Source organism: Nocardioides segetis (assembly GCF_051390595.1).
GTDB lineage: Bacteria > Actinomycetota > Actinomycetes > Propionibacteriales > Nocardioidaceae > Nocardioides.
In genome coordinates this window covers 1-19,380 of sequence record NZ_JBNINR010000007.1, presented here as the reverse complement: position 1 = coordinate 19,380, position 19,380 = coordinate 1, and the positions used below count along the sequence as shown (strand labels likewise).

16 protein-coding genes and 1 pseudogene are annotated in these 19,380 nt (G+C 71.4%); 10 read left to right on the top strand and 7 right to left on the bottom strand.

What is annotated here, in order from left to right:
- Window positions 1–12: 12 nt before the first annotated feature.
- Window positions 13–564 (bottom strand): hypothetical protein, encoded by a 552-nt coding sequence (locus tag ACPZVR_RS14525; protein ID WP_436700312.1) that lies wholly within the window; start codon window positions 562–564, stop codon window positions 13–15.
- A gap of 72 nt (window positions 565–636) precedes the next feature.
- Here ACPZVR_RS14525 and ACPZVR_RS14520 point away from each other — a divergent pair, with 72 nt between their 5' ends.
- The gene (locus tag ACPZVR_RS14520; RefSeq protein WP_436700311.1) at window positions 637–2,439 is read left to right on the top strand and encodes a DUF429 domain-containing protein; all 1,803 of its coding nucleotides are present in this window, start codon (window positions 637–639) and stop codon (window positions 2,437–2,439) included.
- A 67-nt stretch (window positions 2,440–2,506) separates the two neighbouring features.
- Here the strand turns inward: ACPZVR_RS14520 and ACPZVR_RS14515 are convergent, their stop codons facing one another.
- On the bottom strand, window positions 2,507–3,175 hold the full coding sequence (locus tag ACPZVR_RS14515) for a lysophospholipid acyltransferase family protein (protein ID WP_436700310.1): 669 nt from the start codon (window positions 3,173–3,175) through the stop codon (window positions 2,507–2,509).
- A 49-nt stretch (window positions 3,176–3,224) separates the two neighbouring features.
- Between ACPZVR_RS14515 and ACPZVR_RS14510 the strand changes: the two genes are divergently transcribed.
- Complete coding sequence (locus ACPZVR_RS14510) at window positions 3,225–3,695, top strand: GNAT family N-acetyltransferase (RefSeq protein WP_436700309.1); 471 nt, start codon at window positions 3,225–3,227, stop codon at window positions 3,693–3,695.
- A 7-nt stretch (window positions 3,696–3,702) separates the two neighbouring features.
- Here ACPZVR_RS14510 and ACPZVR_RS14505 read toward each other — a convergent pair whose 3' ends face one another.
- Entirely contained in the window at window positions 3,703–5,100 is a 1,398-nt protein-coding gene (locus ACPZVR_RS14505) for a hypothetical protein (RefSeq protein ID WP_436700308.1), read from the bottom strand.
- A gap of 163 nt (window positions 5,101–5,263) precedes the next feature.
- Between ACPZVR_RS14505 and ACPZVR_RS14500 the strand changes: the two genes are divergently transcribed.
- Entirely contained in the window at window positions 5,264–6,586 is a 1,323-nt protein-coding gene (locus ACPZVR_RS14500) for an MFS transporter (protein ID WP_436700307.1), read from the top strand.
- On the opposite strand, the gene ACPZVR_RS14495 is transcribed toward ACPZVR_RS14500, so the two are convergent.
- Entirely contained in the window at window positions 6,501–7,538 is a 1,038-nt protein-coding gene (locus ACPZVR_RS14495) for an Lrp/AsnC family transcriptional regulator (RefSeq protein WP_436700306.1), read from the bottom strand. The two genes, ACPZVR_RS14500 and ACPZVR_RS14495, sit on opposite strands and share 86 nt — an antisense overlap.
- Window positions 7,539–7,625: 87 nt before the next feature.
- Here ACPZVR_RS14495 and ACPZVR_RS14490 point away from each other — a divergent pair, with 87 nt between their 5' ends.
- The 4 genes from ACPZVR_RS14490 (at window position 7,626) to ACPZVR_RS14475 (ending at window position 11,998) form a co-directional block, all read left to right on the top strand.
- The gene (locus tag ACPZVR_RS14490; RefSeq protein ID WP_436700305.1) at window positions 7,626–9,077 is read left to right on the top strand and encodes a M28 family peptidase; all 1,452 of its coding nucleotides are present in this window, start codon (window positions 7,626–7,628) and stop codon (window positions 9,075–9,077) included.
- A complete protein-coding gene (locus ACPZVR_RS14485) occupies window positions 9,074–10,177 on the top strand; it encodes a lipase family protein (protein WP_436700304.1) in 1,104 nt (367 codons plus the stop codon). The genes ACPZVR_RS14490 and ACPZVR_RS14485 overlap by 4 nt, the downstream gene beginning before the upstream one ends.
- 96 nt (window positions 10,178–10,273) lie before the next feature.
- Window positions 10,274–11,614: an FAD-binding oxidoreductase gene (locus ACPZVR_RS14480; protein ID WP_436700303.1), complete on the top strand. Its 1,341-nt coding sequence runs from the start codon at window positions 10,274–10,276 to the stop codon at window positions 11,612–11,614.
- A 30-nt stretch (window positions 11,615–11,644) separates the two neighbouring features.
- Window positions 11,645–11,998, top strand: a complete 354-nt coding sequence (locus ACPZVR_RS14475) for a cupin domain-containing protein (protein ID WP_436700302.1) — start codon at window positions 11,645–11,647, stop codon at window positions 11,996–11,998.
- 37 nt (window positions 11,999–12,035) lie between these two features.
- On the opposite strand, the gene ACPZVR_RS14470 is transcribed toward ACPZVR_RS14475, so the two are convergent.
- Together ACPZVR_RS14470 and ACPZVR_RS14465 are read right to left on the bottom strand one after the other, a co-directional pair.
- Window positions 12,036–13,688 (bottom strand): DEAD/DEAH box helicase, encoded by a 1,653-nt coding sequence (locus ACPZVR_RS14470; protein ID WP_436700301.1) that lies wholly within the window; start codon window positions 13,686–13,688, stop codon window positions 12,036–12,038.
- Between the two features lie 64 nt (window positions 13,689–13,752).
- The gene (locus ACPZVR_RS14465; protein ID WP_436700300.1) at window positions 13,753–13,944 is read right to left on the bottom strand and encodes a hypothetical protein; all 192 of its coding nucleotides are present in this window, start codon (window positions 13,942–13,944) and stop codon (window positions 13,753–13,755) included.
- Window positions 13,945–14,046: 102 nt separating this feature from the next.
- On the opposite strand from ACPZVR_RS14465, the gene ACPZVR_RS14460 reads away from it, so the two are divergent.
- From ACPZVR_RS14460 to ACPZVR_RS14450, 3 genes are all read left to right on the top strand, one after another.
- Window positions 14,047–15,279, top strand: coding sequence for a Fic family protein (locus tag ACPZVR_RS14460; RefSeq protein ID WP_436700299.1), 1,233 nt, complete (start codon window positions 14,047–14,049; stop codon window positions 15,277–15,279).
- A gap of 625 nt (window positions 15,280–15,904) precedes the next feature.
- Window positions 15,905–16,858, top strand: coding sequence for a HamA C-terminal domain-containing protein (locus tag ACPZVR_RS14455; protein WP_436700298.1), 954 nt, complete (start codon window positions 15,905–15,907; stop codon window positions 16,856–16,858).
- 8 nt (window positions 16,859–16,866) lie between these two features.
- Window positions 16,867–18,996, top strand: a complete 2,130-nt coding sequence (locus tag ACPZVR_RS14450; protein ID WP_436700297.1) for a DEAD/DEAH box helicase — start codon at window positions 16,867–16,869, stop codon at window positions 18,994–18,996.
- Window positions 18,997–19,252: 256 nt separating this feature from the next.
- On the opposite strand, the pseudogene ACPZVR_RS14445 reads toward ACPZVR_RS14450, so the two are convergent.
- Window positions 19,253–19,380, bottom strand: a pseudogene (locus ACPZVR_RS14445) (IS3 family transposase); the annotation flags it as partial.

Here is a 19,380-nt window from a genome sequence, read left to right as displayed (position 1 = left end):
CGAGCCGCCGATCTAGAGAGGTTCGGAGGACACCCGCCGGGTCAGTCCCAGGCGGTAGAGCCCGTAGCCGGTCGCGAGCAGCAGTCCGAGCAGGGCCGTGACCCGCTGGCCGAACTCGGCCGGCCGGCCCGCGTCCAGCGCCCCGTAGACGGCGAGATCGCCGCCGACGTACCAGAGCAGGTACGCCGTCGGCGGGACCAGCCACGACAGCGGGTGCCACCAGCGGACCTGGTGGTGGTTGCGGCCCACGAGCACGAAGTCCAGCACGACCAGGGTCGGGGTCACGACGTGCTCGAGCAGCGACCAGGCCTGGCCGAGGTTGCCGTTCTGCATCGGCACGTAGGCCACGCCGACGAGCACCATGAGGGTCGTGAGGGCGCCGCGCAGCCACGGTGAGCGCGGCTCGCGGACGGCGAGCCCGAGGAAGCACACCGCGACCGCCAGGTTGGCCAGCTGCGACAGGGCGGTCCACCACACGTCGTACTCCCGCGCGGCGAGGACGACCCCGGAGGCCGCGCACGCCGCGATGAGGAGGCGCCAGAGCGCCACGGGAGCCGAGTTCACCGGGCGATGGTGTCACGTTCACCTCGCGTTCACCCAGCGGGCATGGTCGGGCGGAGTCGATAGGGTCGGTCCATGAGCGCTGACGGGCAGGCCCCCACCGTCGCGCACTTCATCGGGGTCGACCTCGCCTGGGGGGAGCGCCGACCGACCGGGATCGCCGTCGTCGACGGCGACGGGATGCTGCTGACCGTCGCCGCGGCGCAGACCGACGACGACATCGTGAGCGCCCTCGCGCCGTACGTCGAGGGGGCGTGCGTGGTCGCGATCGACGCGCCCATCGTGGTCGCCAACGCGACCGGGAACCGGCCGGCCGAGGCGGCGCTCAACAAGGACTTCGCGCGCTTCGACGCGGGCGCCCACCCCTCCAACACCGGGAAGCCGGAGTTCCGCGAGCAGCCCCGGGCCGCGCGGGTCGCCGCGCGGCTCGGACTCGACATCAACCCCCGCTCGCGCCGGCCCCGACGGGCGATCGAGGTCTACCCGCATCCGGCGACGGTCGCGCTGTTCCGGCTCGGCCGCACCCTGAAGTACAAGAACAAGCCCGGCCGCGACCTGGAGCAGCTGCGGGCCGAGCTGCTCGTCCTGCTCGGCCTGGTCGAGGGACTCGGCGCCGCGGAGCCGCCGCTGCACGTCGAGGGGCATCCCGCGTGGATCGCGCTGCGCTCGGCGGCCGAGACGGCGACCCGCAAGAGCGAGCTGCGGGTCGTGGAGGACCAGGTCGACGCCGTGGTCTGCGCCTATGTCGCGATGTTCGCCGAGCGACGCCCCGAGGACACCACCACCTACGGGGACCTCGAGACCGGCTATATCGTCACGCCCTCCCTGCCCGAGGGCCTGCTGCCGGCACCCCGGCCCGCGCGCGACCCCGCCGCCGCGCCCGACATCGGCGCCGCCGTGCGCCGGTACGCCGAGCTGCAGCCCGGGCTGCGCGAGGTCACCGACGGCTTCGTGCGGCTGGTGACCTCGATCCTCGACGAGGCCGGCATCAACTACCTGACCGTCACCGGGCGGGCCAAGAGCGTGTCCTCCTTCGCGGCCAAGGCTGCCCGCACGCTCGGCGGCCGTCCGCTCTACACCGACCCGCTGCGCGAGATCACCGACCAGATCGGCGTGCGCGTGATCACCTACGTCCACAGCGACGTGCAGGCGGTGGTCGACCTCCTCGGCGACCAGGTCGTCGTCCACGACGACCGGGACCTGGGCCAGGAGACGGCCAGCGAGGGCCGGTTCGGGTACTCCAGCCGCCACCTCATCGTCGGCCTCGACCCCGCGCGCGTCGGCGACGGCGACACCGACCCGCTCCAGGGCCACCAGGCGGCGATCCAGATCCGCACCGTGCTGCAGCACGCCTGGGCCGAGTTCGAGCACGACACGCGCTACAAGGGCTCGGTGCCGGCCGAGCACGTCCTCGAGCTCGACCGCCGCTTCACGCTGGCCGCGGGGCTCCTGGAGCTCGCCGACCGGGAGTTCTCCACGATCCGCGACCTGCTGCGCGACGGGCCCACGGAGGCCGACGACGACGAGCACGACGAGCTGGACGGCGACCCGCGGATGAGCCCCCGCGAGCTGGCCGCCTTCCTCGCCGGCCAGTACTCCGACGCCGGCTGGTCGCGCACCGACCACTACGCCTGGATCTCCGCGCTGGTCCTCGAGCTCGGCATCACCTCTCTCGCCGCCCTCGGCGAGTCCCTGCGCTCGGTCGACGACGACGCCCTGCGCGAGCGGATGGGCTACCGCTACCCGCCGGGCGCGGTCCGCCGCCTCGACGACGCCCTGCTGTGGGTCCACGGCGAGCGGTACGTCGAGCTGCACGGCAACGCCCACCGCGTGCCGGCACTGCGGGCGCGCCTGGCGCGGATGCGCGCCGAGGACTGAGCCAGGGAAGCGGTTCCCTGGGCGTCGGTGCCGAGCAGGTCCGGGGGAGCGGCGGCCCGGACGGGGTTCACACCTCGGCGGGCAGCTCGTTGTAGACGCCGGCGAGCTCCTGCCCGGTGAGCGCGTGGATCGCCGCCATGATCTCGTCGGTCGCCTCGCGTCGCGCCCGACCGGGGGCGAGGCCCTCGAAGCGCCCGGTGAAGTCGATCGGCGCGCCGAACCGCACGGTCACCTTCGCCCGCCGGGGCCAGGTCGCGTCCGGCGGCTGGAGGTCCGCGGTGCCGAGGAGCCCGACCGGCACGACCGGCACACCGGCCGTCAAGGCCAGCTGCGCGACGCCGGTCCGGCCGCGGTAGAGCCGTCCGTCGCGCGAGCGGGTGCCCTCGGGATAGATGCCGAAGGCCTCGCCGCGGCCCAGGACCTCGAGGGCCACGTCGAGCGAGTTGAGCGCGGCGCGGGTGTCGGTGCGGTCGACCGGCACCATGCCGAGGCCCTCGAACCAGGCCTTGCTGAGCCGTCCGCGCAGGCCGGAGCCCGTGAAGTACTCCGCCTTCGCGAGGAAGACGACCTTGCGCGGGGCCACGATCGGGATCACCACGCTGTCGGCGAAGCTGAGGTGGTTGCTCGCGAGCAGCACGGGCCCGGTCGCCGGCACGTTCTCGATGCCCTCGATGGTCGGCCGCCACAGGGCGCGCGCCAGGGGAGGGACCGTCGTGTGGAGGACCTCGTACAGCACGGCATCAGCGTAGTGCCGCGTCTCTTCGCCCACCGCCTAGCCTGTCCTGGTGACCGCCCTCACCGACGTCGCCCGCGCCGATCCCGCCCGCACGGTCCGGCGGTTCGCACGCCCCGACTGGCCCTGGGTGCGGCGGTGGTTCGAGGACGAGACCCTCGACCGCGAGCTGGGCCCGCTCGACACCGCGTGGCTCGAGCACGTCCTGGCCGAGCAGGACGGCGTCGAGCTGGTCGTCGAGGACGGGGCCGGCTCACCCGTGGCGCTGGTCGGGGTCGTCTGGGACCCCGACGGCGCGGAGCACGCGATCACCGATCTCGCGGTCGCTCCCGACCTGCGGCGCACCGGCGTCGGGCGGACGGCCCTCGCCGAGGTCCTCGGCTGGGCAGGGCATCCACCGACCACCGGCTGGATCGCCTTCGTGGATCCCGAGAACGAGCACGCCTTCGCCTTCTTCACCGCGCTCGGGTGGGCCTACCAGGGCGTCGACGGAGAGATGCACCGCTTCCACCGCGCCGTCTGAGTGGCGGCTACTCGTCGAGCTGGTAGCGCTCGCCGATCTTCCCGTGCGCTGAGGCCGCCGCCGTGACGGTGCCGGACGCGACCACGCTCGAGTCGGCGGTCGTGATCGCCAGGTAGGTGACCGCCGCCGTGGCGGAGGTGGTGAACCGGTCCTTGAAGAACAGCGGCAGGTTCGTGGTGGTGTGCTCGGTCTGCCCGTTCTCGGCCTTGACCAGGAGGACGTGGCTGAACCGGGCGGCGTCCTCGTGCAGCTGCTCGCGGACGGCCGCGGTGGTGAGCAGCGAGCGGCTGCCCGGCGTCGCCGTCCGGACGGCCGCGATGAACTCGTCCGCCATCGTGATGACGGTCTCGACGACGGCCAGGCTCTTGGTCGCATGGGCGAGTTCGGCGCTCGCCTCCTCCACCTGTCGCGCCGCCTCGGCCACGGCCGCCTCCGCCGCCGGTACGTCGCCGCCGGTCTTCTCTGCCTCGGCAAGATCCGCATCGGCGGCGGCGAGCGCGGTCGTGGCATCCGCCTCGGCGGCGGTGGCTCGGCGGACCGCGTCGGCCTGAGCCAGCTGGGTGCCGATCAAGCCCGCCCGGTTCTGCGTGAGGGCGGTGTACTTCGTGTGCACCGTTCCCGTCGGCACCGTCCGGAAGTCGTCGTGGGTGACCGGCACGCCCAGCGCCACCAGCCGGCTCATGACGGCCGCGGCGGCAGCGGTGTCGTTGCCGTCGACCTTGGTCGTGGACAGGCTGCGCTGGGCTGAGAGCAGCGACAGGACGCCGGGGATCGCCCCCGCCACCGCGCCGGCCAGGTCGAGGGGCGTGCCCAGCGCCCGGAACTTCCGGCCGACCGCGGCCGTGACCTCGGCGATCAGCGCATTCAGCTGGTCGATGCCGGAGACCACGTCGAGGTGGACGCCGTCCGATGTGACCAGGTCGAGCTGGGAGGTCACGAGGATCCGCCGCCCCTCCGCCGGCTCCGTCCTCGCGGCGACGTCCGTGCCGACCCGGTCGCCGGCTCTGGCGATCGCCCGGAAGATCAGCGCCGTCCCCGCGATCGGCCCGCCCTCCTCCGCCCGCTCCAGGGTGCTGGCCGCGACCGTCGAGAGATCCGGCAGCAGCGCGGCCAGCGACTCCCGGCGGGCCTTGGCCGCGGCCGAGTCCGCCTCCGCGATCGCCTTGGCCGACTCCGCCGCGCGCTGCAGCCGGGCGGCCTCCGTGTCGTAGGCGTCCGCCGTACGCCGCGCGACGTCGGAGGTCGTCTCCGCCGCCCGGGCCTCGGCAGCGGCCTTCGCCGCCTCGGCCACCGCCTTGTCAGCGTTCCCCTGCGCCAGCCGCAGCTCGGCCTCTGCCTTCCTCGCCGCGGCGGCCGCCCGGGCGGCCTCGTCCCCGGGTGCCTCCTGTGCTTGGCCACTGCTCATCAGGTCCTCCTGGGTCGGGGCGCCGCAGGACCACGGTAGGGACCGCTGATCTGGACGGGAATGGTCACATCGGGTGGTCGCCGGATGGCTCGGCGGGGCGGGGGCCTGATGACGGATTCCTGCATCTGCGTGCGCCGACCCGGTCGTCCTCTACGTTCGGCGCATGTCAGACGAGCTGCCCGCGCGGATCCGCCGGGGCTATGCGCTCGGCGGAGTGGCCACCGGGGTCTACGGCACGGTGCCGTCCCTGCTGCTGATGCCGTACCTGACCGAGGAGCTCGGCGTCGGGGCGCTGCTCGCAGGGCTGGTCGTCTTCGCGCCGAAGGCCTGGGACTTCGTCTGCAACCCGCTGGCCGGCCGGATCAGCGACCGGATACGCCGGCCCGACCGGCGCCGCCCGTTCCTGCTGGTCGCGGGACCGCTCATGGGCGTGGGACTGGCGTTCGTCTTCACCGGGCCGAGCGCGCCCTTCCTGATCGCGCTGCTCTGGGTGCTGGTCGCGAACCTGGCCGCCGCGACGGCATACGCCTTCTTCCAGGTGCCCTACCTCGCGATGTCGGCGGAGGTGACCGCCGACTACGGGGTGCGCACCCGGATGATGGCGTGGCGGGTCGGCGTGGTGACCTCCGCCATCGCGGTCTCCGGGGTGGTCGCGCCGTGGCTGGCGACGACCGCGGGCGGCTACGGGGCGATGGGCGCGATCGCCGGGCTTGTCGTCGTCGCCGGCTCGCTGGCGGTGTGGTGGTGTACGCGCGGCGCGCCCGTGGTCCGTGCCGAGCCCGCCGGCGGACGCCTGCGCGATCAGCTCCGGGTCGTCCTCGGCGACGTCCATGCGCGGCCGCTCGTCGTCGCGCTGGTGCTGCAGGCGGCCGGAACGAGCATGCTGCTCGCCGCCGTGGCCTACGCCGCCCGGGTCCTGCTCGGGGACGCTGCCGCCGGCAGTCATCTCTTCGCCGCGTTCGTCCTCCCGGGCGTGCTCTCGGCGCCGCTGTGGGCGTGGCTCGGCCACCGCCTGGGCAAGAAGGGTGGCTATCTCGCCGCGACGGCGGTCCTGGCGTCGGGCCTGGTCGCGCTGGTCGGTGCCGGGAGCGGAAGCCTGGCCTGGTGCCTCGCCTGGGCCGCCGTGACCGGGGCCGGGTACGCCGGGATCCAGGTCTTCCCGCTCGCGATGCTGCCCGACGTCGCCGCCCACGACGCCCGCTCCACCGGCCGCAACCGGATCGGCCTCTTCTCCGGGGTCTGGGCCGGTTGCGAGCTGCTCGGCTTCGCGCTCGGCCCGGGCCTGCTCGGCGTGGTGCTCGCCCTCGGCGGCTACGAGGGCGGTCTCGACGGCTACGACGACGCCGCTCGGCTCGCGGTCCTCGCCGGCACCTCGATCGTCCCGGCCGCTCTCGTCCTGCTCAGCCTGCTCGCGATCCGCGCGTACCGCCTCGACGAGGCACTGCGCGCCGCCCCTGAGCGTCCAGCAGCTGTCCCTGGCGCTTGACGGGCCGCAGCACGGTCACCCGGCCGCGCACCTGCCAGCCCGGCGCCACGGCAGCGAGATCCGCCTCCGCGGCGGGCAGGCGGCCGAGCGAGCTCAGCCGCACGCCGAGCGTCAGGTTGCCGGCCCCGACGGTCTGCACGCAGCGGTGGACCGGCCCGGCCGCCGCCAGCGCCCGGCCGGAGCGGACGGGGTCGTCGACCTCCACCTCGAGCAGGACGCCGCGCCCGAGGCCGGCTGCCGGCGTCGCCAGGTCGCAGCCGAGCTGGATCGCCCCCGAGCGCAGGGCGCGGTCGAGCGCGCGGCGTACCGTCGGCTCCGAGCCACCCACGCGGGTCGCCAGCTCCTGCCCGCTGAGCCGGGCGTCGTCACCCAGGGCAGCCAACAGCTCGTCGACCACGTCAGCGCGGGGCGCGGCCGGCACGGGGCGGTCGTTGCGCGGCAGGAGCGCCTGCCGCTGCGACGCGGAACAGATCCCGAGCCGCCACCCGGCGTCCTCCGCGTGCACGTCGGCCACGACGCGTCGCTCGACGACCTCGCCCTCGCAGCGCACGGCCAGCTCGTCGACGCGCCGGTCCGCCTCGGCGAGTCCCGAGCCGAGGACCACGACACCCAGGTCCGCCGTGCCCGCGAGAAGGTCCACGGTGTGGGTCCACTCCGGGGCCGCGGCCCGATCGGCCGCCTCGGCGGCGGCGCCCGGCGCGCACCGGAGCAGCACGAGCGTCGCATCGAGGTAGGGCGTGAGCCGTGCCGCGGACGGGCGGACCACCCACCACGCCAGCCGATCGTCATGCAGCCGTCGCCAGCGTCGGGCGGCCGTCACGGCATCGATGTCGAGCACCGACGCGATCGTGGTCCACGGCGCGCGCGGGTTCACCTGGAGCGCGTCGATCAGGGCCAGGTCGATCTCGGGCAGGATGTCGAGCTGACGGATCTCGTCATCGGAGGGCGTCATGTGTGCAGTCTTCCGCACACCGTGTCGTCTGCTGTCGATTCCCTGCGTCAGTCACCGGACGGGTGACGCGATCTTAGGGTCGCTGCCATGGCCCTCCGCACCGACGACGTCGCCACGACCGACGAGCTGACGAGCACCATCGCGGACCTGGTCGCCATGGCGCCGCGCGCCACCGGCACTCCGGGCGGGGCGCGGGCGGCGGCGTACGTCGAGGAGCGACTCCGCCGGGCCGGGCTCGATGAGATCTGGGTCGAGGAGACCGACTCGTTCGCCTGGGAGCCGCGCCTGACGGCGGTGGACGTCGACGGGGTCGACGTCCCCTGCGCGCCGATCCGGCACTGCGCGTTGCCCGGTCACGAGTACGCCGGAACGCTCGGCACCGGGCCCGGCGGCACCGACGCCGCGGTCGTCGACATCGGCACGGACAAGGTCGCGGGCCACGACGTCGCCGGGCGGATCGTGCTGTTCGACCTGACCTTCGACCTGCCCCAGTGGGCACTGCTGCCGCTCAGCGAGTACGTCCACGACCCCGACCGGCGGATGCTCAACCGCGAGGCGCTCGGCTCACGCAACCCGTATCTCACCTCGCTCACCCGCACGATGCGCGACGCCGCGGCGGCCGGGGCGGTGGGCGTGATCGGCGTGCTGCAGGACTATCCGGAGTCGCTGAGCTACCACAACGAGTACTACCGCCGGACCCTCCTCACGCTGCCCGGCGTCTGGATCACGCGCAGCGCCGGCGCGGCGCTGCGCGACCGGCTGCGCGCGGGGTCCCGGGCCCGCCTGCGGCTCGTGGCCGAGCGGCGCCGGGTGACCGCACGCACCGTCGTCGGTGTCCTTCGGGGCGCGTCGGCCGAGACGATCATGGTGCAGTCCCATCACGACTCCATCGGGCCCGGAGCGGTGGAGGACGCCAGTGGCACGGCGGAGGTCATCGCCCTCGCGGAGCACGCCGTCGCTCGCGCCCGGGCCGGTCGGCCCTGGCGCAAGACGCTGATGTTCGTGACCTTCGACAGCCACTTCACCGGCTACCAGGCGCATCGTGCCTTCGCGCGCCGCTACACGATCGACCCCGACAGTCCCTATCGGCTGGCGCTCAACCTGACCGTCGAGCATGTCGGGCGGTGTGCTCGGCGTACCGCCGACGGTGGGTGGGAGACCCTCGACCACAGCGAGCCGCGGGCCTTCTTCGAGAACGTTTCGCCGACGATGAAGCTCGCTCTGGCGCGGGCCATCCGCCGGCACGGCTTGGGCGCGACATCGATGCTCAACGCCGGACTGCTGGAGTTCACGCTCGACGGCATCCCCACCGACGCGTCGTTCACCTTCACCGCGGGCGTGCCCACCATCAGCCTGGTCTCCGGTCCGCTCTACTTGTACGACGACGCGGACACCCTCGACAAGATCGACGTCGACCAGCTGGTCCCTGTCGCCAACGCCTTCGCCGAGCTGATGGCGGCCGCCGACGTCCGGGCTCCCGGCAGGCTCGGGCTGATCCCGCGCCCGGTCCGCAGACTGCTGCCGCGGGGACGCTGGTGAGAGCGTCCGAGATCGTCGACGGTTCGCCGGCGACGGGCCGGGCCGCGCTGGCCGCCGCGGGGGAGTCCTGGCGGGTGTCGTACACGTCGACCTCGGTGACCGGCGATCCCGCGGTGCTCACGGGACTCGTCCATGTCCCGGCCGGGGCGCCGCCGGCGTCGGGCTGGCCGGTGGTCACCTACGGTCACATGACCACGGGCGGTGGCGACCGCTCCGCGCCCAGTCTCGCCGCGGAGGGCAGCCCGGAGCTGCGGCGGATGACCCAGGGCGACGCCTTCGTCTCCCACCTGCTGCGCGCCGGGGTAGCGGTCCTCCGGCCCGACTACGAGGGTCTCGGGAGCCCCGGCCCGCATCCGTACCTGATCGGCGCCGCCCTCGCGACCTCGGTGCGCGATCTCCTCGTCGCGGCGCGGTCCGCGTCCTTCCGTCTCGGAGGCCGCTGGGTGTCGGCAGGTCACTCCGAGGGCGCCGTCGCCGCCCTGCACGCCGCCGCCGTCGGTCCACCCGCGGGCGTCGCGCTGGTCGGCTGTGCCGTGTTCGCGCCGGTCACCCGGATGGACATCACGATCGGTCTCTCCCTCCGGTGGCCGGTCACCCCGCCGGGCTTCGGCGTCGTCCCGGCGCTGGTCGCGCTCATGATCAGTGGGGCGGCCACCACGGATCCCGAGCTGCGCCGCCTCGTCGACGGCGACGGACTCAGCGACCGTGCCCGCCGCCTGTGGCCGCAGCTGGGCGAGCGCACGCTGAGCGAGCTCGCCCGCCGCGAGTCCTTCGGCGGGTCGGCACCTCGGGCGCTCCTGGGCCCCGGCGGCGACGCCGTCCGGTCGCGGCTGCTCGGGTCCCTGCGCGCCCACGACGTCGCGGATCTCGCCCTGCCTGCCGGGATGGCGCTGCGCGTCGACGCCGCCGCCCTCGACGAGGTCGCCCCGCTCTGGCTGACCTGCGCCCTGATCCGCGGCTACCGCGAGAGCGGGCTGCGCGTGTCGCCGTACTGGTGGCGCAGCGGACATTCCGGGGTCCTCCGACCGGGGCGGGCGCCCGGGCCCGCGGCGGAATGGGTGGCGCGACTGCTCGCCTCTGCGGGCGCCCGCGACCGCTGAGCCGGAGCCGTCGACACCTTTCCCCATTCCATGGGATGCCGCGTGGCCGCACCCGGAGGAGCGTGAGGGGGCGGGGAGGCCAGTTCGGAGGTCGACATGACACGGTGGTGCGGGCCCGATGACGCCGGGTACGACGAGCAGCGCGCGCTGTTCAACGCGATGATCGACAAGCGGCCGCGGGTCATCGCGGCGTGCGGCGGCCCGGCAGACGTGGTGGAGGCGCTCGATCGCGCCGCCCGCGACGGGCTCGCCGTGGCCGTCCGCTCGGGCGGGCACTCGGTGGCGGGGCAGTCGACGAACGACGACGGGCTGGTGGTCGACGTACGCCCGATGAAGGGCGTCGAGATCGACGCGGTCGGCCGCCGGGCCCGCGTGGGCAGCGGGTGCACGTGGGGTGAGTTCGACGCCGTCGCGCAGCAGTACGGCCTGGCCACGACCGGTGGCCGGGTGTCGACCACCGGCGTCGCGGGCCTGACCCTCGGCGGCGGCTCGGGCTGGCTCGAGCGTCAGCACGGCCTGAGCTGCGACAACCTGCTGGCGGTCGAGCTGGTCACCGCCGACGGCCGGGAGATCCGCGCCGACGAGACCCAGCATCAGGACCTGCTGTGGGCCAGCAAGGGCGGGGGCGGCAACTTCGGCGTCGTGACCGCGCTGGAGTTCCGGCTGCACCCGGTCGGTCCGACGATCCTCGGCGGGCTGATGGCCTGGCCGTTCGCCCGCGCCACCGACGTGGCCCGGGCCTACCGTGACTGGGCCGAGGACGCACCCGACGAGCTCGGCAGCGGGCTGGTCGTCATCAGCGGCCCGCCGGAGGAGTTCATCCCGCCGCACCTGCAGGGACAGCCGCTGATCGCGATCGCGGTCTGCTGGAACGGCGACCACGCGGCGGGGGAGGATCTGCTGAAGGTCCTGCGCGACCTGGCGCCGGAGGTCGACCTGGTCGGTCCGATGCCGTACGCGCACCTGCAGTCGATGATCGACGACCCGCCCGGCCTCCGGCAGTACTGGAGCGCCGACTACCACGACGGCCTCCCCGACGAGGCCCTCGACGTCTTCCTCGACGCCGGCGCCCGCCGCCCCTCACCGCTGACCCAGCACCTCCTCCTCCCGTGGGGCGGCGCCGTCGCCCGCATCGATGCCGAGTCGACCCCGCTCGGCCAGCGCGGCGCCCGCTGGGTCAGCCACCCCTTCGCGACGTGGGAGGACGCGGCGGACGACGACGCCAACATCGCCTGGGTCCGCGAGTACCGGCGCGCCAACGCCGCGTTCACCACCGGCGGGGTCTACCTCAACTTCATCGGCGACGAGGGGGAGGACCGCATCAGGGCCGCCTTCGGTGCCGAGAAGTACGAGCGCCTCGTCGCCATCAAGTCCGAGTACGACCCCGGCAACGTCTTCTCCGGCAACCAGAACATCCGTCCCCGGGCCACCGTCTGAGCCGACCCGCTGAGCAGAGGAGAGAGCCTCATGTCCGACAAGCAGAGCATCGACACACCCCACGAGCGCCGGTCGTTCCAGGACCACGGCCACATGGACGTCGTCACCCTCGGCGACTTCACTCTCGGCCGGGCCACCTTCGAGCCGGGCTGGCGCTGGTCGAACGACGTGAAGCCGATCGCCGGCACCGACTCCTGCCAGGTCCACCACACCGGCATCTGTCTCTCCGGCCGGATGACCGTCAAGCCCGACGACGGCGACGAGATGGACATCGGCCCCGGCGACGTCATCGACCTCGACCCCGGCCACGACGCGTGGACCGTCGGGGACGAGGCCTGCGTCATCCTCGACACCGGCGTGGCGGCGTACGCGAAGCCGAGCTGAGGCCGCGAGGGCCGCGAGGGGCCGCGAGGCGCGCGGGTCAGGCGCCGTCCTCGGTCAACGTCGTCGCCGGCAGCCAGTCGGCGCCGAGGAGCTGGGCGAGGTCGGCGAGTCCGGTGGTGTCGCTGCCCACCGTGTCGGAGGCGGCGGCGATCCTCTCGACCATCACCTTGCCGACCTGCTCCTCGACGGTGCCCTCGGCGTACGCGATGTGCCACGGCGAGACCTGGTGGTCACGGTGGGTGCGACCGGTGACCTGTCGCCCGGCGATGCCCGAGAAGCGGGCCTGGTGGAAGACGCCGACCCGGGGATCGGTGCTCGCCTGTCGTCCGTCGGCGAGGGTCTCGCCGGCGTGCAGGCTGATCGAGGCGACGGTGGTGAAGACGCAGACCTTGGCCGCGCCGGTCTGGAACCGGAACCGCTCGGCCTCGCTGTCGAAGCGGTCGCGGCCGTAGATCGTGGCGACCGCGATGCCCGCGTCGCGCAGCCGGTCGGCGATCGGGTCGGCGGCAGTCGCGACGAACTCGACCGAGCAGGCCACCTGCCGCTCGGCCTGGACCTGCTGGGCGATCCAGTCGACCGTGGAGTCGACCCGGATCAGCCCGGCCTTCTGCCGGAAGCGCAGCAGGGCCGCCCGCCCCTTCGCGACGTTGCGGCCGCGCCGGGCGATGTCCATCTCACGGCAGAACTCACCCCACTCGGCCTCGTACGCCGTCCGCTCGGCGGGGGAGAGCGCGACCGGCATGCCGGAGATCGGCACCGGACCCCAGGGCGCGGCGCGGTGCAGCATGGCCGGCGGTCGGTCGTCGGCGAGCCAGCCGCGCACCAGCTTGAGATCGGCGGCGCGCCGCGCCGGATCCGTGGTCCAGGCGGCGCCGTGGCGTCCCTGCTCCATGCCGATGCCGTGCCGCTCGAGCGCCGCCGCGAACGTGGGGCCGGGCTGGGTGGCCGTCGTCCAGTCCCGCATCGGCTCCCCGAGTACCTGCGCGTAGGCGGGAGCGAGGTAGGGCAGCTCCAACGGCGTGTGCCCGGGCGTGGCGGTGGTGGCGATGACGAACGGCGCCCGGTCGTGGGGAAGGGCGTGCCCGGAGATGCGGGTCCAGTGCTTCCACCGCTTCGTCGTCGTCCGGCGCAGCGCGTGGGCCTCGTCGGCGATGATCACGTCCCAGGCGTGGTCCTTGACCTTCTCGAGCCGGTCCCACGTGATCACGACCCACTCGAGACCACCGTCGCCCAGGGCCGTGATCGTGCGGCACCAGTGGCCGATCGTGATCGCCGCGGGCCGGTCGGCCACGACGAGCACCCGCCGCGCGCCGCGCAGGTCGCCGACCGCCGTCGCCCCGAGGACGGCGGAGATCGTCTTGCCCACGCCCGGCTCGTCGGCGAGCAGGAACATGCGTCCGCCCGCCGCGGCGCGTGCCGCGATCGCGTCGGCGGCCTCGAACTGGATCCTCCGCGGCTCGAGCGCGTCGGTGGGCTCGGGCGCGGGCGTCGGATCCTCGGGGTTGAGGGTGTTCTCGACGAACCGACCGAGCGTGTGCGGGCCGGGGGAGTAGGGCTGCAGGTGCGCCGGGAGCCGGCGGCCGACGTACAGGTGGGTCTTGACGGCGGGGTGCCAGGTCGCGCCCTCGACCTGCGTGCCGTACGGCACGTCGAGCACCCACAGCCGCTCGCCCGGCCCGGCGACCGGCAACGGTCGCGGGGACGCACTCCGTCGACGGGGACGGGATCGGCGAGGACGGGCCACCCGCGCGACGCTACCGGGACCGGTCGCCCCGCCCGGTGTCCGGCACGCCGTCGTAGTCGGGCAGCTCCGGACCGCCGACCGCTCGCTCGATCAGGGCGGTGAGCTCCTCCATGTCGGGCTCGGGCGCGGACTCCTCGCCGGTGGAGACGAGCATCCGCACGTGCATCCGGCCCCTGATCGTGTCCCCTGTTCCTCGCTCCACCGACCCTGCTCAGACCGGACGGTCGGACGTTCCTCATCGGTCCGAGGGACAGCATCCGTCCTTACACCACTTTAACGACCTAAAGTAGTGTAACATCGGCGTATGACCGCGCCGCAGGGAGGCTTTGCCATCGGCTTCGAGAGCCGCCCCTGGCGCAGCGACCCCGACCAGTCCGCCTCGCGCCGCCAGCGGCTGACCGCGCGCGGGCCCTACCAGGCCGCGGTTCCCGCGCGCATCGCCGACCTTCCGGTCCGGGTGAGCGCCGAGGTCCAGGCCGAGGCGGAGGACGCGGTTCGGGAGATCACCCGCTTCGACGCCGAGGTCGGCGCCCTGGCGGCGCGTCGGGCCGAGGTCGAGGGTGAGGACGCCGCCACCGAGCTGGCGCCGCTGGCGGCCGTGCTGCTGAGGACCGAGTCCGCCTCGTCCTCGGAGATCGAGGGCGTCACCGCGGGAGCTCGAGCGCTGGCGCTCGCCGCGATCGAGGCGAAGGCCGGGCCCAACGCCCAGCTCGTCACCGCCAACGTGGTGGCGATGCGGCGCGCGGTGGAGCTCGCCGACCAGATCAGCGTCGAGTCGATCCAGGCCGCCCACGACGCGCTCCTGGCCGGGCACGAGTACGCCGCCCCCGGCCGGCTCCGCACGACCCAGGTGTGGATCGGCAGCAACGCGATCAGTCCGCACACGGCCTCGTTCGTGCCGCCGCACCATGCGCGGGTGGAGGACGCGATGCGGGACCTGATCGCCTTCGTGGCGCGCGTCGACCTGCCCGTCCTGGTCCACTGCGCGATCGCGCACGCCCAGTTCGAGACCATCCACCCCTTCAACGACGGCAACGGTCGCGTCGGTCGGACCCTGGTGCACGCGATGCTGCGCCGCTCCGACGTGACCCGTCGCCTGACCGTGCCCGTGTCCGCGGGACTGCTGACCGACACCGCGGCGTACTTCGACGCCTTGACCGCCTACCGCGACGGTGACGTCGAGCCCATCGTCCAGCAGTTCGTCAGCGCGTCCTTCCGCGCGGTGGGCAACGGTCGCCAGCTCGTCTCCGAACTGGAGCAGGTGTACGACGGCTGGACCGACCGCCTGGCGTCGCGCCGCGGCTCCGCGGCGCGACGGCTGCTCCCACACCTGCTCAACCAGCCGGCCGTCAACGTCGCCCACGCCCAGGCCGCAACCGGCGTCGCCCTGTCCGCCGCCCAGCGGGCGATCGAGCAGCTGGCCGCTGCCGGGATCATCGATCCGGTCGGCACCGGCAGGCGCAACCGCGTCTGGCTGGCCCAGGAGGTCATCGACGCGCTCGACGCCTTCGCCGAGCGCGTCGGGCGTCGAGGTTGACAGGCGACTAGACAAGCGTGACCCAACTGGGGCGCGTTCACAGAGGCCGGTGAAGGCGACCTCGAGAACGACGCTCCACCTCGCGTGGTCGTCGGCATTCATATGCAGCGCTGTTCGCCGGCTCGGCCCGTGTCCGCCGAGAAGCTGGTCCGCTCGCTCTCGGGACCACGCCGACCAGCGCGAGCCCTGACCCGCGACGACCACGCTGACGCCTGGACTCGGCCCTCGGATCTTCATCCCGTCTGCGGGCAGCGGCCGGCCCCACGCGGCGGATTGTCGCTTCTGTTGTCATCGTGATCGGACATGACATCCGATGCCTCGCCGACGAGATTCGTCGGGTGTGCGCCGGTAGTGCACCGCGGTCGCTGAACCATCGACGCCGAAGGGAGAAATCTCGTTCACGGCGAAGCACGACGAACGGGTCGAGAGCCTCCGGCTTCTCGGGCTCGACGTCCGGCCCGCTCCCAAGCAGTCGCCACCAGCACCGTCGAGGAGATGGTCGAACTCCAAGCCATCACGGCCTGAGGGCATGCACCACCCTGAGCAAGCGCGATGCCGCCTTCTGTCGGACCCGGGGCCTACCGTCGACCGCAAGTCACATGCGACCAGGAGGAGGCACCTGTTCATGACGGCAACGGTGGCGGTGCCACCCCTCCGGTCCGGCCCAATCAACCCACTTCGCGCGTTTCCCTCCATTAGATTAGAGCGACCGGAGAGGCAGAGGGAGCACGTGAGTAAGCCGCTACTCGTATGTCGCGATGACGACGACTCAAGCGAGCCCAAATTCAGCTTGTTCTGCGTTGGGTACGAGCAGAGCCGTTGGCGTGCCAAGGAGTTGGTTCGCGACTTCTTCCGGAGGCACCTCAACTCCTTCGCGCTCAGCTACTCCGAGTGGAAGAAGGTTGACGGGGATAGCGCAGCGGCTGCTCTCGCACGCTCGGCGAAGATGGTCTACGCGACAGACAACTACAAGCGTCGTGGGGAGTTCGGCGAGCTCTTCCTGCACGGCATCCTGCGTGACTTCTACGGCGCCGAGCCCGCAGTAAGCAAGATCTACTTCCTCGACACCCCGAACGACACTGCCAAGGGCTTTGACGCCGTCCACGTGGTCGTCAATGACGACGACGACTTAGACCTATGGCTCGGAGAGGCCAAGCTCTACGAAAGCATGGGCAGTGCCATCACCGCGGTGGTGGAGAGCCTCAACGAGCACGTCGGGAACGACTTCCTTCGCAAGGAGTTCCTCGCCGTCTCCAACAAGTTCGATGACGGATGGCAGCACAGCGAGAAGCTGAAGGACTTGCTCGACGACAACACCTCACTCGACGTGATCGTCGACCGCCTGGTCATGCCCGTCCTGCTGACTTATCAGTCGAAGACGGTGAAGAAGCACGACAAGGTCTGCGACGAGTATATAGATGAGCTCATTACTGAAGCTCGGGAGGCGTGGGACACCTTCAAGGGACAGCTTCCCGCGGGATTCCCAGTGACGATCTACTTCATCGTGCTGCCACTTGAAGACACCAAGACTGTGCGGCAGCTCGCTCACGAGGCCCTCATGACCTACCAGACGCTGTAGGACGAGACATGACTGAGCAGACGATTGGCCCTGACCTCGCTGAGCTCCGGGTGCTCGCCCGGTACACGAGAGAACCAGACCTGCATGAGGAGGGCAGAGAGCGCCTTATCCGCTTTCTCGATGCCTATCCCGCCACCCATGCGGAGTCGGTTGTGGACTCACTCTGCATCCACTTTGGGCTCTACCCCTACATGGGTCGCAACCGAGACCGCCTTTCGACTGCTGAGGCCTTGGCCGTGGAGTTCCACCGCCCAGAAGTAGACCTGGGCGATGAGGACTTCCTGTTCCACTCCGAGCAGTCGACCATCTACTACAGGCTGATGGATGGCGAGAGCATCATCCTCTCCGCTCCGACCTCCTTCGGAAAGTCGGTTGTTCTCGATGCTCTCGTTGCCTCCGGAAAGTGGCACGACATCGTGGTGATCGTCCCGACCGTGGCCCTCATAGATGAGGTTCGGCGGAGGCTGGTTCGCTTCGCGGATCGCTACACCCTGGTGACCCACCCGAGCCAGGAGCCGACGGAGAGAAACATCTACGTGCTCACTCAGGAGCGATTCCTAGAGCTGCCCGAGATGCCCAACGTAGACTTGTTCATGATCGACGAGTTCTACAAGTTGGGGCCACACAACCCTGACGACCAACGCATGAGCATGCTCAACATCGCTTGGAACCGTCTGCGTTCCACGGGTGCTCAGTACTACCTGACCGGTCCCAACGTAGACAGTCTCGCCGAAACGCTGGACGACGAGCTGCGCGACAGCTTGTTCGTCTCGGACTACAAGACCGTTGCGGTCAACGTTGAGGATCGCTCAGAGGTCCCCGATGAGGACCGCCTCGATGACATGCAGAGCTACTGGCATGACCTTGAGGGCTCAACCCTCGTGTTCGTGTCGGCCCCTGCCCGCGCAGAGCGCATGGCGGTGAGCCTCTCGGAGTTCGAAGCGATGCCGCCAGCCGGCGCGTTCGCACGAGAGGTTGCAACCTGGCTTGCTGAGAACTTCCATCCGTCATGGCGGGTCGTTGACGGGCTCAAAAAAGGCGTTGGAACGCACACCGGTCCCATGCCCCGGAGCCTGCAGCGCATCATGATCCGCCTCTTCGGTGACGGTGAGATCAGCTCGCTTGTTTGCACCACCACGCTCATCGAGGGCGTGAACACCACCGCTAAGAACGTGATCGTCTATGACAAGAAGATCGACCGGAAGCCCATCGACTACTTCACCTTCAGCAACGTCAGGGGAAGGGCTGGCCGGATGTCACGCCACTTCGTCGGGCGGGTCGTCACCTATGTGGCGCCGCCTGCCGAGGAGGCCATGGAGGTCGACTTCCCAATCGATTCCCAATCAGAGGACGCGCCGCTCTCGTCCCTCATCCAACTTCCGGAAGCAGAGCTCACGAGAACGTCCCGCGGCCGCCTCAATGACGTGTTGACTCAGTCGGTGTTGTCCCTGGAGACGATCAAGGAGAACCGAGGCTTCGACCCAGAGTTGCAGGTCGAGGCAGCCCGCCTGCTCCGGACGAGTAGGAACCTTCGATCCAACTTCGCATGGAACGGCTACCCGACCAATGCGCAGGCACGAGCGGTGCTTGAGTTCGGCTTGCTCCAGCTTCTCGCACCACGTCAGCGACGCGGCATGAACATCAACCGCCTTTGGGGAGTCCTTTCCGCGGTACGAGACACCGGCGGCGACCTTCCTGAGCTGGTAGCTCGACAGAACGCCTACCGCTTTGCAAACGAGGACCTGAGTGACGTGGTGGCGTCTGTGCTTGCCTTCCAACGCAACTGGATGGGCTTCACGATCCCGTCGCTCCTGCGAGCGACACAGCGCATCTACAACGAGGTCGCAACAGCCTTGAATGAAGCTCGTGGGAACTACGAGTTCTACCTCTCTCAGGTCGAGAACCTCTTTCTGGCGCCGAGCCTCCTTGACCTCGATGAATACGGCCTGCCGTTGCCGCTCGCATTGCGCTTCTCAGAGATGGGCCTGGCACAAGGGGCAGAGGCTGCCGAGGTGCTTGAGTCCTTCATCGCACTGGCGCAGCGGTCCGACGTAAGGTCACGCCTCTCCGCCGTGGAGCTATGGATTGTGGACGACGTGTTGGCTGGCCTCGGAGTGTCGGTGGCACCACGGACATAAGGCGCGGTCGCGGCTCTTCACGGACCGCGACGTCCTGTCGGATGCCTGAGATAGACCTCTGGGGTGGCCATCCATGACCCCGAGGAGATCGCTCGCTTCCTCGACAGCGAACCGCGGGTCGTGCATGCCCGCTGCCGCAGCGACCCCCACGCTTCTTCCTCGAGAATGGGCGGGGAGGCGAAGACGGTCTGAGGGCCTGGGTGGCGCAGGAGCTGGAGGGGACTGCTGCACGAACGGGTGACAGGTTGGGGCACGCAGCCTGAGTGGCTGGCGCAGTCATGATGGTCTCGAACTCGATGGGGGTCAGTCGTCCGAGTCCGGCCTGCCTGCGGCGGCGGTGGTAGGTCCTCTCGATCCAAGTCACGATCGCGATCCGCAACTCGT

Bases quoted from the DNA above. Each gene is read 5' to 3' on its own strand.
- ACPZVR_RS14500 (WP_436700307.1), top strand. From the start codon at position 5,264: ATGTCAGACGAGCTGCCCGCGCGGATCCGCCGGGGCTATGCGCTCGGC.
- ACPZVR_RS14475 (WP_436700302.1), top strand. From the start codon at position 11,645: ATGTCCGACAAGCAGAGCATCGACACACCCCACGAGCGCCGGTCGTTC.
- ACPZVR_RS14505 (WP_436700308.1), bottom strand. From the start codon at position 5,100: ATGAGCAGTGGCCAAGCACAGGAGGCACCCGGGGACGAGGCCGCCCGG.
- ACPZVR_RS14450 (WP_436700297.1), top strand. From the start codon at position 16,867: ATGACTGAGCAGACGATTGGCCCTGACCTCGCTGAGCTCCGGGTGCTC.
- ACPZVR_RS14460 (WP_436700299.1), top strand. From the start codon at position 14,047: ATGACCGCGCCGCAGGGAGGCTTTGCCATCGGCTTCGAGAGCCGCCCC.
- ACPZVR_RS14480 (WP_436700303.1), top strand. From the start codon at position 10,274: ATGACACGGTGGTGCGGGCCCGATGACGCCGGGTACGACGAGCAGCGC.
- ACPZVR_RS14495 (WP_436700306.1), bottom strand. From the start codon at position 7,538: ATGACGCCCTCCGATGACGAGATCCGTCAGCTCGACATCCTGCCCGAG.
- ACPZVR_RS14490 (WP_436700305.1), top strand. From the start codon at position 7,626: ATGGCCCTCCGCACCGACGACGTCGCCACGACCGACGAGCTGACGAGC.
- ACPZVR_RS14520 (WP_436700311.1), top strand. From the start codon at position 637: ATGAGCGCTGACGGGCAGGCCCCCACCGTCGCGCACTTCATCGGGGTC.
- ACPZVR_RS14455 (WP_436700298.1), top strand. From the start codon at position 15,905: ATGACGGCAACGGTGGCGGTGCCACCCCTCCGGTCCGGCCCAATCAAC.